The sequence below is a fragment of the Pseudomonas fontis genome (assembly GCF_028656955.1).
In the GTDB taxonomy this organism is placed as follows: Bacteria; Pseudomonadota; Gammaproteobacteria; order Pseudomonadales; family Pseudomonadaceae; genus Aquipseudomonas; species Aquipseudomonas fontis.
Genome location: NZ_JAMDGY010000008.1, coordinates 1 through 12,929 on the forward strand (window position 1 = coordinate 1; position 12,929 = coordinate 12,929).

At 63.3% G+C, this 12,929-nt stretch carries 13 protein-coding genes and 1 pseudogene; 5 read left to right on the plus strand and 9 right to left on the minus strand.

What is annotated here, in order from left to right:
• Positions 1-105: 105 nt before the first annotated feature.
• The 6 genes from fba to tkt form a co-directional block, all read right to left on the minus strand.
• Complete coding sequence (gene fba, locus M5G11_RS01800) at positions 106-1,170, minus strand: class II fructose-bisphosphate aldolase (RefSeq protein ID WP_045182031.1); 1,065 nt, start codon at positions 1,168-1,170, stop codon at positions 106-108.
• Between the two features lie 103 nt (positions 1,171-1,273).
• A complete protein-coding gene (locus tag M5G11_RS01805) occupies positions 1,274-1,597 on the minus strand; it encodes an MliC family protein (protein WP_273913643.1) in 324 nt (107 codons plus the stop codon).
• A gap of 51 nt (positions 1,598-1,648) precedes the next feature.
• Positions 1,649-1,867 carry a hypothetical protein gene (locus M5G11_RS01810; protein WP_273913644.1) on the minus strand — a complete coding sequence of 73 codons (219 nt, stop codon included), beginning with the start codon at positions 1,865-1,867 and terminating at the stop codon, positions 1,649-1,651.
• 32 nt (positions 1,868-1,899) lie between these two features.
• Positions 1,900-3,063, minus strand: a complete 1,164-nt coding sequence (locus M5G11_RS01815; protein WP_273913645.1) for a phosphoglycerate kinase — start codon at positions 3,061-3,063, stop codon at positions 1,900-1,902.
• Between the two features lie 12 nt (positions 3,064-3,075).
• A complete protein-coding gene (gene epd / locus M5G11_RS01820) occupies positions 3,076-4,146 on the minus strand; it encodes an erythrose-4-phosphate dehydrogenase (RefSeq protein WP_273913646.1) in 1,071 nt (356 codons plus the stop codon).
• 164 nt (positions 4,147-4,310) lie between these two features.
• A complete protein-coding gene (gene tkt, locus M5G11_RS01825; RefSeq protein WP_273913647.1) occupies positions 4,311-6,308 on the minus strand; it encodes a transketolase in 1,998 nt (665 codons plus the stop codon).
• A 258-nt stretch (positions 6,309-6,566) separates the two neighbouring features.
• On the opposite strand from tkt, the gene M5G11_RS01830 reads away from it, so the two are divergent.
• From M5G11_RS01830 to M5G11_RS01845, 4 genes and pseudogenes are all read left to right on the plus strand, one after another.
• Positions 6,567-7,562: a metalloregulator ArsR/SmtB family transcription factor gene (locus tag M5G11_RS01830; protein WP_273913648.1), complete on the plus strand. Its 996-nt coding sequence runs from the start codon at positions 6,567-6,569 to the stop codon at positions 7,560-7,562.
• 19 nt (positions 7,563-7,581) lie between these two features.
• The gene (metK, locus tag M5G11_RS01835) at positions 7,582-8,772 is read left to right on the plus strand and encodes a methionine adenosyltransferase (RefSeq protein WP_273913649.1); all 1,191 of its coding nucleotides are present in this window, start codon (positions 7,582-7,584) and stop codon (positions 8,770-8,772) included.
• 210 nt (positions 8,773-8,982) lie between these two features.
• The gene (locus tag M5G11_RS01840) at positions 8,983-9,276 is read left to right on the plus strand and encodes a hypothetical protein (protein WP_273913650.1); all 294 of its coding nucleotides are present in this window, start codon (positions 8,983-8,985) and stop codon (positions 9,274-9,276) included.
• Positions 9,273-9,667: pseudogene (locus tag M5G11_RS01845) on the plus strand (DUF1090 domain-containing protein). Before M5G11_RS01840 ends, M5G11_RS01845 begins: the two are co-directional and overlap by 4 nt.
• 85 nt (positions 9,668-9,752) lie before the next feature.
• Here the strand turns inward: M5G11_RS01845 and M5G11_RS01850 are convergent.
• Positions 9,753-10,199: a c-type cytochrome gene (locus M5G11_RS01850; protein WP_273913654.1), complete on the minus strand. Its 447-nt coding sequence runs from the start codon at positions 10,197-10,199 to the stop codon at positions 9,753-9,755.
• Positions 10,200-10,331: 132 nt separating this feature from the next.
• On the opposite strand from M5G11_RS01850, the gene mltA reads away from it, so the two are divergent.
• Positions 10,332-11,489: a murein transglycosylase A gene (mltA, locus tag M5G11_RS01855; RefSeq protein WP_273913651.1), complete on the plus strand. Its 1,158-nt coding sequence runs from the start codon at positions 10,332-10,334 to the stop codon at positions 11,487-11,489.
• Here the strand turns inward: mltA and M5G11_RS01860 are convergent, their stop codons facing one another.
• Positions 11,490-11,876, minus strand: coding sequence for an MAPEG family protein (locus M5G11_RS01860; RefSeq protein WP_273913652.1), 387 nt, complete (start codon positions 11,874-11,876; stop codon positions 11,490-11,492).
• Between the two features lie 24 nt (positions 11,877-11,900).
• Positions 11,901-12,734 carry an EamA family transporter gene (locus M5G11_RS01865; RefSeq protein ID WP_273913653.1) on the minus strand — a complete coding sequence of 278 codons (834 nt, stop codon included), beginning with the start codon at positions 12,732-12,734 and terminating at the stop codon, positions 11,901-11,903.
• Positions 12,735-12,929 lie beyond the last annotated feature (195 nt).

The window sequence follows — 12,929 nt, forward strand, 5'->3', positions numbered from 1 at the left end:
GCCGACAGGCTGCGCTGGAGCCCGTAAGGGCTCCCAAAGGCGGCGCCTACAAACCACAGGCACAAAAAAGCCCGCATCACTGCGGGCTCTTGCACCTCACCAGACTCAGTTGACCTTGGCAGCCAACTCGCCTTTCAGGTAACGCTGGAACATGCCTTCCAGGGAGATCGGCTTGATCTTCGAGGCATTGCCGGCAGTGCCGAACGCTTCGTAACGGGCGATGCACACGTCACGCATGGCGGTTACGGTTGCGCCGAAGAACTTGCGCGGGTCGAACTCGCTTGGGTTCTGCGCCATCAGGCGACGCATGGCACCGGTGGACGCCAGGCGCAGGTCGGTGTCGATGTTGACCTTGCGCACGCCGTACTTGATGCCTTCGACGATCTCTTCAACCGGCACGCCGTAGGTTTCCTTGATGTCGCCGCCGTACTGGTTGATGATCGCCAGCCACTCTTGCGGAACCGAAGACGAACCGTGCATCACCAGGTGAGTGTTCGGAATGCGCTTGTGGATTTCCTTGATGCGGTCGATCGCCAGCACGTCACCGGTAGGTGGCTTGGTGAACTTGTAGGCACCGTGGCTGGTACCGATGGCGATGGCCAGGGCATCCACCTGGGTCTTCTTGACGAAGTCCGCAGCTTCTTCCGGGTCGGTCAGCATCTGGCTGTGGTCCAGGATGCCTTCGGCGCCGATACCGTCTTCTTCACCGGCCATGCCGGTTTCCAGCGAACCCAGGCAGCCCAACTCGCCTTCTACCGAAACGCCGCAGGCGTGCGCCATGGCAACAGTCTGCTGGGTGACACGAACGTTGTACTCGTAGTCAGTCGGGGTCTTGCCGTCTTCACCCAGCGAGCCGTCCATCATGACCGAGCTGAAGCCCAGCTGGATCGAGCGCTGGCAGACGTCAGGGCTGGTGCCGTGGTCCTGGTGCATGCACACCGGGATGTGCGGGAACTCTTCGATCGCCGCCAGGATCAGGTGACGCAGGAACGGTGCACCGGCATATTTGCGAGCGCCCGCCGAAGCCTGGACGATCACCGGGGAGTCGGTCTTGTCCGCGGCTTCCATGATCGCGCGCATCTGCTCGAGGTTGTTGACGTTGAAAGCTGGAACGCCGTAGCCGAATTCGGCGGCGTGGTCCAGCATCTGGCGCATGCTAATGAGTGCCATTGTGTATCTCTCTCCCGACAAGCGTCGTTGTAATCGTGCAAGCCTGCCGTAGCGGCGGTTGCTATTCAAGTAGTGTGGGCCGCCTCACGGCCGGCCCGGCCAGTCACGGTGCCTTGCAGCCCCGCCCTATCAAATCGTTGGTCGCAACCCAGTACACCAGGCCTTCGTCGCCCTTGGTGTGAAAGGCCAGCACGCCATCGCTGTACAACGCGCCCGAGGCACCCGGCTCGGACTTGAGCCGGTAGACCTGGTCACCGCCGCCCAGACGCAGGTCAACCTGCTGCTGGCCCGCATCGGCGAAGCGCCAGAGCACTTCGGTCTTGCTGTCGCACAGCCACTTGGTCCAGTTGTCTGCAACCGGTTTCGGTTCGGTGATTGCGCACCCGCCGAGTACTGCCAGGGCCATCAGGGCCACAACGCCTTTCATCCAATATCCTCTAGAAGACCACGAACCCGCCAGGAGGTTGCCGTTAACCGATCAAGGGCAACCCTGTGCCTGGTGCTGGTGCTCATCGTCGTATTTCTCCAGGCCATCCGGGCCAACCCTTTTGCTGATCACCGGGACGGTCTCGGCCTGCCATTCGGACTGGTAGCAGCCGCCTTTCGGCGCGCCAGGCTGGTCCGCAGCAGGCTGCGGGCTACCGACGCACGCGCCGAGCAACACCGCCAGGATAATCACAGGCAATCGCTTGACCATCAGGTCGCTCCCTTTGCCAGGCACTGATCGACTCAGCCCTTGGCCCGTTGTTCCAGCACTTCCACAGCCGGCAGTACCTTGCCCTCGACGAATTCGAGGAACGCACCGCCACCGGTAGAAATGTAGGAGATCTGGCTGGCAACGCCATATTTGTCGATGGCGGCGAGGGTATCGCCGCCCCCGGCGATGGAGAATGCGCTGCTCTGGGCAATGGCCTTGGCCAGCACTTTGGTGCCGTTGCCGAACTGGTCGAATTCGAACACACCGACCGGGCCGTTCCACAGCACGGTTTTCGACGACTTCAGCAGCTCGGCGAACTGCAGAGCAGTTTGCGGGCCGATGTCGAGGATCATGTCGTCGGCAGCCACGTCAGCCACCAGCTTGACGGTAGCCACGGCGCTTTCGGCGAATTCCTTGGCAACCACCACGTCCACCGGCAACGGCACGTTGACCTTGGCCGCGATGGCCTTGGCGGTTTCGATCAGGTCAGGCTCGTACAGCGACTTGCCTACCGGATGACCGGCCGCCGCGAGGAAGGTGTTGGCAATGCCACCGCCGACGATCAGCAGGTCGCAGACCTGGCTCAGGCTGTTCAGCACGTCCAGCTTGGTCGACACCTTGGAGCCGGCAACGATGGCTGCCATTGGCTGGGCCGGGGCCTTCAGGGCCTTGCCCAGGGCCTCCAGCTCAGCGGCCAGCAGCGGGCCTGCGGCTGCGGTCTTGGCGAACTTGGCCACGCCGTGGGTCGAACCCTCGGCACGGTGGGCAGTACCGAAGGCGTCCATCACGAACACGTCGCACAGGGCGGCGTATTTCTGCGCCAGCTCATCGGCGTTCTTCTTCTCGCCCTTGTTGAAGCGCACGTTCTCGAACAGCACGATCTCGCCGGCATTGACCGCGACACCGTCGAGGTAGTCGGCCACCAGCGGCACGTCACGGCCCAGCGCCTTGCTCAGGTAGTCGGCGACCGGCTTGAGGCTGTTCTCGGCCGAGAACTCGCCTTCGGTCGGGCGGCCCAGGTGCGAACAGACCATCACGGCCGCGCCCTTTTCCAGGGCCAGCTTGATGGTCGGCAGCGAAGCGAGGATGCGCGCATCGCTGGCAACCACACCGTCCTTCACAGGGACGTTGAGGTCTTCGCGGATCAGTACGCGCTTACCTTGCAGATCGAGGTCGGTCATCTTCAAAACGGTCATGAATGCAGTCCTTCAGGGCTGTTTACGAGTGTTGCGGGTAGTGGAGTCAACAACGCGCAGATAGTGATCGGCGACGTCGAGCATACGGTTGGCAAAACCCCATTCGTTGTCGAACCAGGCCAGCAGGTTCACCAGGCGTGGGCCGGAAACGCGGGTCTGGTTGGCATCGACAATCGCCGAATGCGGGTCATGGTTGAAATCACAACTGGCGTGCGGCAGCTCGGTGTAGGCCAGCAGGCCTTGCAACGGACCACTCAGCGCCGCATCGCGCAGCACCTGGTTGACCTCGGCCGCCGTGGTGTCACGGGCGGTTTGCAAGGTGATGTCCAGGCACGACACGTTGACGGTCGGCACGCGTACGGCTTTGGCCTGAATTCGCCCGGCAAGTTCCGGCAGCAGGCGTTCGATGCCTCGGGCAAGCCCGGTGGACACCGGGATCACCGACTGGAATGCCGAGCGGGTGCGGCGCAGGTCTTCGTGGTGGTAGGCGTCGATCACCGGCTGGTCGTTCATCGCCGAGTGAATGGTGGTGATCGAGACGTACTCGATACCAAAGGCCTGGTCCAGCACGCGCAGCAGCGGCACACCGCAATTGGTGGTGCAGGAGGCGTTGGAGACCAGGCGCTCTTCACCGCTCAGGCAGTCCTGGTTGATGCCGTAGACGATGGTGGCGTCGACATCCGCCTCGCTGGCCATCGGCTGGGAAAACAGCACCCGGGGGGCGCCGGCATCAAGGAAGCGCTGGCCATCAGCACGCGAGTTGTAGGCCCCGGAGCATTCCAGTACCAGGTCGACGCCAAGCGCGGCCCAGTCGATGCCTTCGGGGGTGGCACTGCGCAAGACTTTGACGCAGTCGCCATTGATATGCAGGCAATCGCCATCGACCTTCACCTCGCCGGGGAAACGCCCGTGGGTGGAGTCGAAGCGAGTGAGGTATTCGATACTGGCCTGATCGGCCAGGTCGTTCAGTGCGACGATCTCGAAGCCGGCCTTGGCTCCCCGTTCAAAGAGTGCGCGCAGGACGCAACGACCGATACGGCCGTAGCCGTTGAGTGCAACTTTGTAGGGACGCGTTTGGGGCATGGGATGCTCACGGAACAGAAACATTATTCTGCAGCCTGGGGGAACCGCGTTGCCTCAATCGCCGGCAAGGCCGGCTCCCACAGGGTTTACCCAGATCTGATGCAAGGTGTGGGAGCTGGCCTTGCCAGCGACGGGCTCGGCGCCGCTCCCACGACCGGGTGCTATCAGTCTTCCAGCAACTCTTCAGCAGTACCCAGGATGTTCTCCAGGGTGAAACCGAACTCTTCGAACAAGGCAGGCGCAGGCGCCGACTCGCCGTAGGTGGTCATGCCGATGACGCGACCTTCCAGGCCGACGTACTTGTACCAGAAGTCTGCGTGAGCAGCTTCGATGGCAATCCGCGCGCCCACTTGCAGCGGCAGTACCGCTTGCTTGTAGGTCGCATCCTGGGCATCGAACACGCTGGTGCATGGCATGGAAACCACACGGACCTTGCGGCCCTGCTCGGTCAGCTGGTCGAAGGCCTGGACCGCCAGGCCCACTTCCGAACCGGTGGCGATCAGGATCAGCTCAGGCTCGCCTGCGCAGTCTTTCAGCACATAGCCACCGCGGCTGATGTCGGCGATCTGGCCGGCGTCACGGGTTTGGTGCTGCAGGTTCTGACGCGAGAAGATCAGCGCCGACGGGCCGTCCTTGCGCTCCAGTGCGTGCTTCCAGGACACGGCCGATTCGACCGCGTCGGCTGGGCGCCAGGTGTCCAGGTTCGGGGTGCTGCGCAGGCTGGTCAGTTGCTCGATCGGCTGGTGCGTCGGGCCGTCTTCGCCCAGACCGATGGAGTCGTGGGTGTAGACGTGGATCACACGCTGCTTCATCAGGGCCGACATGCGCACGGCATTGCGGGCGTATTCCATGAACATCAGGAAGGTCGCGCCGTAAGGCACCAGGCCGCCGTGCAGGGCAACGCCGTTCATGATTGCGGTCATGCCGAATTCACGCACGCCGTAGTACATGTAGTTGCCGCTGGCGTCTTCAGCGCTGACACCCTTGCAGCCTTTCCACAGGGTCAGGTTGGAGCCGGCCAGGTCGGCCGAACCACCGAGGAATTCAGGCAGCAGCGGGCCGAAGGCGTTCAGGGTGTTCTGGCTGGCTTTACGGCTGGCGATGGTTTCGCCTTTGGCCGCGACTTCAGCGATGTAGGCATCAGCCTTCGCCGCGAAGTCAGCCGGCAGCTCACCGCTCAGGCGACGGACCAGTTCGTTGGCCAGCTCAGGGAAGGCTGCGGAGTAGGCAGCGAAACGCTGGTCCCACTCGGCTTCGACAGCCTTGCCGGCTTCCTTGGCGTCCCACTCGGCATAGATGTCGGCCGGGATTTCGAATGGCGCGTGGTTCCAGTTCAGTTCCTTGCGGGCCAGGGCGATTTCGTCGTTGCCCAGCGGAGCGCCGTGGCAGTCTTCCTTGCCCTGCTTGTTCGGCGAGCCGAAACCAATGATGGTCTTGCAGCAGATCAGGGTTGGCTGCTCGCTCTTGCGAGCGGTGTCGATGGCGGTCTTGATCTCGTCGGCGTCATGGCCGTCGACATTGCGGATCACCTGCCAGTTGTACGACTCGAAACGCTTGGGCGTGTCGTCGGTGAACCAGCCTTCGACTTCGCCGTCGATGGAGATGCCGTTGTCGTCATAGAAGGCGATCAGCTTGCCCAGGCCCAGGGTACCGGCCAGGGAAGCGACTTCGTGGGAAATGCCTTCCATCATGCAACCGTCACCCAGGAACACATAGGTGTGGTGGTCGACGACGTTGTGGCCAGGGCGGTTGAACTGCGCGCCCAGCACTTTTTCAGCGAGCGCGAAGCCAACGGCGTTGGCCAGGCCCTGGCCCAGCGGGCCGGTGGTGGTTTCGACACCTGGGGTGTAGCCGAGCTCAGGGTGGCCCGGGGTGCGGCTGTGCAGCTGACGGAACGCCTTCAGGTCGTCGATCGACAGGTCGTAGCCGGTCAGGTGCAGCAGCGAATAGATCAACATCGAACCGTGACCATTGGACAGCACGAAGCGGTCACGGTCGGCGAAGCTCGGGTTGGTCGGGTTGTGTTTCAGGTAGTCACGCCAAAGAACCTCGGCGATATCCGCCATGCCCATAGGGGCACCGGGGTGGCCGCTGTTGGCCTTTTGCACGGCATCCATGCTGAGGGCACGAATGGCGTTGGCACGTTCACGACGGCTGGGCATCGCTTATCTCCTGGGGCTTGAAAGTAACGGAACAGAAAAAAGGCGGCCATTTTCGCCCAGTCGGACGCCCCGGGGCAATGACGGATGGTCGTTGAGACGTGATTTTCCTGTGATTGGGTGGCGAATCACCGCACATACCGATGAAACAGCCGATTTTGTCGAGGCGATCGGCAGATTTCGCTCCACTCATCGAGCAATATCAAAACTTTTTGATATTGCTCTTGCGACGCACGGTCGTGCTGACTAGACTGCCGCTCCATGAACCTACGCATACCGTCCCCACGCCTTGAGCAAAGTGACGAGCTGGCTGCCTTGTGCAAAGCCGGCGGCGACCCGCTGCGCCTAAACGTGTTGCGGGCGCTGAGCAACGATTCGTTTGGCGTGCTGGAGCTGGCGCAGATCTTCGCCATCGGCCAGTCGGGCATGAGCCACCACCTCAAGGTGCTGGCCCAGGCCGACCTGGTGGCCACGCGCCGCGAGGGCAATGCGATCTTCTACCGCCGCGCCCTGCCCGACCAGTTGCGTCTGGGCGGCAAGCTGCATGCGGCGCTGCTCGAGGAAATCGACGGCTTGACCTTGCCGGTCGACGTCCAGGCGCGCATTGGTGCGGTGCAGGCGCGGCGCGCGGCAACCAGCCAGGATTTTTTCCAGCGCACCGAAGAAAAGTTCCGTGCCCAGCAGGACCTGATCGCGGGCCTCGCGCAGTACCGCGAGAGCCTGCTGTCGTTGCTCGACAAACTCAGCTTCGACAGCCAGGCCAGTGCGCTGGAAGTCGGCCCGGGCGACGGCGAGTTCCTGCCGGACCTGGCCGGGCGCTTTGCCCAGGTCACCGCGCTGGACAACAGCCCGGCGATGCTCGAGTTGGCCCGCCAGGTGTGCCAGCGCGAGCGCCTGGCTAACGTTACCTTGCAGTTGGCCGATGCACTCAGTGCAACCGAGACCCAGGCGGACTGCGTGGTGCTGAACATGGTGCTGCACCACTTCAGCGAACCGGCCACCGCCCTCGGGCAACTGGCCGAGCGTGTCAAACCAGGCGGTAGCCTGTTGGTTACAGAGTTGTGCAGCCACGACCAGAGTTGGGCCCGCGAAGCCTGCGGCGATCTTTGGCTGGGCTTTGAGCAGGACGACCTGGCCCGTTGGGCTGCTGCTGCGGGGCTGACCCCCGGGGACAGCCTGTATGTAGGCTTACGTAATGGTTTCCAGATCCAGGTTCGCCATTTTCAGCGACCGTCTGGCAACCCTCACCATCGGTAAATTTTAGGAACCCTTCGAGATGAGCGAATACTCCCTTTTCACCTCCGAGTCCGTGTCTGAAGGGCATCCGGACAAGATCGCCGACCAGATTTCCGATGCGGTGCTGGACGCCATCATCACCCAGGACAAATTCGCCCGCGTCGCTTGCGAAACCCTGGTCAAGACCGGCGTAGCGATCATCGCTGGCGAAGTCACCACCTCGGCCTGGGTCGACCTGGAAGAGATCGTTCGCGACGTCATCGTCGACATCGGCTACAACAGCTCCGACGTCGGCTTCGATGGCGCCACCTGCGCAGTGATGAACATCATCGGCAAGCAGTCCGTGGACATCGCCCAGGGCGTTGACCGCAGCAAGCCGGAAGACCAGGGCGCGGGCGACCAGGGCCTGATGTTCGGCTACGCCAGCAACGAAACCGACGTGCTGATGCCAGCACCGATCTGCTTCTCGCACCGTCTGGTCGAGCGCCAGGCCGAAGCGCGCAAGTCCGGCCTGCTGCCGTGGCTGCGTCCGGATGCCAAGTCGCAGGTGACCTGCCGCTATGAAGGCGGCAAGGTCGTGGGGATCGACGCGGTCGTGCTGTCGACCCAGCACAACCCGGAAGTCTCGTACAAAGACCTGCGCGAAGGCGTGATGGAGCTGATCGTCAAGCAAGTGCTGCCGGCCGAGCTGCTGCACAAGGACACCCAGTTCCACATCAACCCGACCGGCAACTTCATCATCGGTGGCCCGGTGGGCGACTGTGGCCTGACCGGCCGCAAGATCATCGTCGACACCTACGGCGGCATGGCCCGTCACGGTGGTGGCGCGTTCTCCGGCAAGGACCCATCCAAGGTTGACCGTTCGGCCGCCTATGCGGGTCGTTATGTGGCCAAGAACATCGTTGCTGCCGGCCTGGCCGAGCGTTGCGAGATCCAGGTTTCCTACGCTATCGGTGTGGCCCAGCCGACGTCGATCTCGCTGAATACCTTTGGTACCGGCAAGATCTCCGACGACAAGATCATCCAGCTGGTGCGTGAGTGCTTCGACCTGCGTCCATACGCGATCACCACCATGCTCGACCTGCTGCACCCGATGTACCAGGAAACTGCTGCGTACGGGCACTTCGGCCGTACCCCGCAAGTGAAGACCGTGGGTGATGACACCTTCACCACCTTCACCTGGGAACGTACTGACCGCATCGACGCCCTGCGCGCTGCTGCTGGCCTGTAAGCGTTTGCGGTGATGCCAGAGCCCCAGCCGAGTGATCGGCTGGGGCTTTTTGTTGCCTGAAGGTCAGATTCGCTCTCTGTGGGAGCCGGCCTTGCCGGTGATCGAGTGCGCAGCGCTCGCAAAGAAACATGCCCTGACAACCCCACCCAGCACATCACCACCAGCACTCCTAGGCTTGAGCGTCTCCACAGCCGAGCAAGGACGCTCAGCATGCCCGCACTGAAAACCCTGCTGCTCCTGCTCTGGCTCCCCCAGGCAAACGCCGACGCCTGCCCAGGCTGGGACCCCGACGCTGCCCACCTGGAAATCCAGCAACTGCGCCAACGCGCCGCCCGCCCGCTACTCGAAAGCGAACACCTCGAGCACCTCTGCGCCCGCCTGCAACGTTTGCAAACGTGTTTCCCGCCGTCTTCAGCGGCGAACCTGCAATCGAGGGTTTATAAATTCGTCGGATCAGGGCAGCATCATGGGTTCTGTCAGCCCATGACACCGGAGCCCCTATGAAACTGCTTTCCCCGCTTGCCCTGTTCACCGTCTGTTCCCTGTTGGCCACGCCGTTGCTGGCAGCCGAAGAGCAGCCCGGCCTGAGCGGTTGCGCGGCGAAGAAGCAAGCCATTGCCGAGCAGATCGAACAAGCCCGCGCGCATGGCAATGCCGAGCAGCAAGCCGGCCTGGAAAAGGCCCTGAGCGAAGTGAATGCCAACTGCACCGACGCCGGCCTGCGCAAGGAGCGTGAGCAAAAGTGCTCGACGCCCGTCATGAAGTGACGCAGCGCACCAAGGACCTGGACAAGGCCATGAAGAAAGGCGACGCCGAGAAGATCAACAAGCGCAAAGACAAACTGGCCGAAGCCAAGAAGGAATTGCAGCAGGCGCTGGATGACCTGGAAAAGTAAGACGACCGCGCCATGCTGAATTCATCGCGGGACCAGCCCGCTCCCACAGATGCCGTGGGAGTGGGCTAGCCCCGCGATAGCTGGCTCAATGATTGCGAAACTCGGTATGACACGCCTTGCACGCCGCCTCGACCTTGTCCATCGGCGCGCCCAGTTCCGCCGCCTTCAGCGGCTGGGTACGGGTTACCGCCACCAGCTCGCCGGTCACGCTTTCCAGCTGCTTGGCCAGGTCCTGGAAGCGCGCCTGCTTCTCCCAGACATCCGCCCGCGCGCTGCTCTGGTCGCTGTCCTTGACCTGCGGGAAGTGCTGCCACGGTTCGTGCGCCAGGCCATCAAGCTTCACCGCCCCGTCGGCAAACTTCTGCCCATCGAACGGCAGCCGGCCGCGCAACATGCCGCCCATGTCTTCGCTGGTCTTGAGCATCTGCTTGAAGATCGCCTTGCGCTGGCCCAACGGCGAGTTGGGATCGACACCGCCACAGGCGGTCAGGGTCAGGCAGGCCAGCACTACTACAGAAAGTCGCTTGAACATCATGGTGACGTCGGCTCACGGTAAAAATGGCGGCCAGTATCCTCGCCTCACCGACAAACACCAATACCCCTATTAACACTAAGGGTTGCCTGACCCACCTCAACCCCAGGCAAACCGCGAGGAACAGCGTTCATGAAACTTCCCCTGGGCCGGCTCGGCCTGACCCTGTCGGTACTCGCCCTGCTCGCCGGCTGCAACGGCAGCGCGCCGGAAAAAGGCAAGCCGCACCCGATCGCCACCTACACCCACGCCACCTGGCAAGACCTGCCGGTGGTTGGCGAAAGCGACCTGATGGCCGGCTTCAACGCCTGGCGCAGCGCCTGCGAACGGCTCAAGCGCGACGCAGTGTGGGGCGAAACCTGCGCCGCCGCCGTCAGCCTGCCCAACGATGCCCGGCAAGTGCGTGATTTTCTCGGCACGCACATGGAGGTCTACAGCCTGCGCTCAGCCGAGAACAGCGCCAATGGCCTGATCACCGGCTACTACGAGCCGGTCTATCCGGGCAGCCTGACCCAGACTGCCGCCGCCAAGGTGCCGGTCTACGGCGTGCCGGACGACATGATCACGGTATCGCTGGACAGCGTTTATCCAGAGCTGAAAGGCAAGCGCCTGCGCGGGCGCCTTGAAGGCCGCGTACTCAAGCCGTATGACACCGCCGAAGTGATCCAGCGCCAGGGCGTCAAGGCGCCGATCCTGGCCTGGCTGACCGACCCGATGGACCTGCAGTTCCTGCAAATCCAGGGTTCGGGGCGCATCCAACTGGAGAACGGTCGCCAACTGCGCGTCGGCTATGCTGACCAGAACGGCCACCCGTACCGCCCGGTGGGCCGCTGGCTGGTCGAGCAGGGCCAACTGGAAAAACAAGACGTCACCATGGGCGCGATCCATTCCTGGGCCCAGGCCAACCCGGCACGGGTGCCGGAACTGCTGGCGAGCAACCCCAGCTACGTGTTCTTCAGCACCCGCCCGGACAGCAACGAAGGCCCGCGCGGTTCGCTCAACGTGCCGCTGACTGCCGGCTACAGTGTCGCCATCGACCGCAAGGTGATCCCGCTGGGCAGCCTGCTGTGGCTCTCGACCACCCGCCCGGATGGCGCGCCGGTCGTGCGCCCGGTGGCGGCACAAGACACCGGCGGGGCAATTGCCGGCGAAGTGCGCGCCGACCTGTTCTGGGGCACCGGCGCTGCCGCCGGGCAACTGGCTGGCGACATGAAGCAGCAAGGCCAGATCTGGCTGCTGTGGCCTAAGGGCGCACCGCTGCCAGACGTGCCGCAGGTGACCGACCAGTAATCAGGCCGATACCACGAAGAAGCTGATGATCAGGCCCAGGCCGACGAACCAGACGGCGGAACGCAGCATCGCCCAGTCGGCCAGGTAGCAGATGATGTAGAGCAGGCGACTGGTGATGAACAGCACCGCCAGGACGTCCTGGGTCACCTGCTCGGCATTGCCGAGGATATCGGCAATGATCACTGCGGCAGCAAACGCCGGGAAGGCTTCCAGGCTGTTCAGCTGGGCGGCGTTGGCCCGGCGTGGCAAGCCTTCGAGGGTGTCGAGGAAGGCGCGTGGGTCGTGGTTCCTGCCCAGGCTGTAGCGCCCGCTGCTGAACTTGGCGATGCTGGTGCAGACAATCGGGAGAAGCAGCGCGATCAATACGCACCAGAAGGCAACGGTCATGGCTATGTCCTTATGTAGGGTGGGTCAGAATTTCATGATCAGCATGCCGATCAGCACCAGGGCACAGGCTAAGAGCCTCGGCCCGCCGAAAGGTTCTTTGAGGTAACGCATCCCGAACAGCACCACCAGGATCACACTGATCTCGCGCAGTGCTGCCGCCTCTGCCACCGAGCCCAGCTGCATGGCCCAGAGCACCAGTGCGTAGCTGAACAGCACGCAGAAGCCGACCGCCAGGCCGAGCTTCCATTGCGTGCGCCAGAACAAGGCGAACGGCGCCCGCCGCGCCACCACCGCAAGCAGCGGGAACGGCCAGGCGCTGATCAGCGTCAGCCATACAAGATAGTCCAAAGGTTGCGACCAGCGCCGGATCGCCTGGCCGTCGAGCCAGGTGTAGCAGCCGATGCACAGGCCGATCAGCGCCACCACCGGCAGCATCGACCAGGGTAGGCGGTCACCGCCGCCACCCTGCCAGAGCAGGCACGCCATGCCGCAGGGGATCAGCATGATGCCGAGGATTTGCTGGTTGCTCAGGGTTTCGCCGGCGAAGGTCAGGGTCAGCGCCAGCACCACCAGCGGCGACAAACCACGCATCAGTGGATAGACCAGGCCCAGATCGCCGACCCGGTAGGCCTGGATCAGCAGGAACCGGTAGATCAGCTCGAAGCCCGCCGAGGCGAGCATCCATGGCCAGATTTCGGCCGGCGGCACCTGGACGAACGCGACCATCACCACGGCGAACAGCAAGGCCACCACGTCCATGCTGGCAATGACCAGCAGGCGCTCGCCGCTGAATTTGATCAGGGTGTTCCAGATGGCGTGCAGCAGCGCTGCAACCAGAACCAGGGAAGTTGCTAACACGGGTCGGATCCTTGCCTTGGCCCTTGCAGGTCTTGTTGGCCGAAGGCGGAGTTTCAACCACTGGCGAGAAAACAGCCAGTGCGGGATGCGAGCATCTCCCTGTCAGGCCGATACCTCGTAGCCGCTGCCGTAAGGCTGCGCTCGCCTGCAGGGCAGGCGCCATTTGGGAGCCCTGGCGGGCTCCAGCGCAGCCTG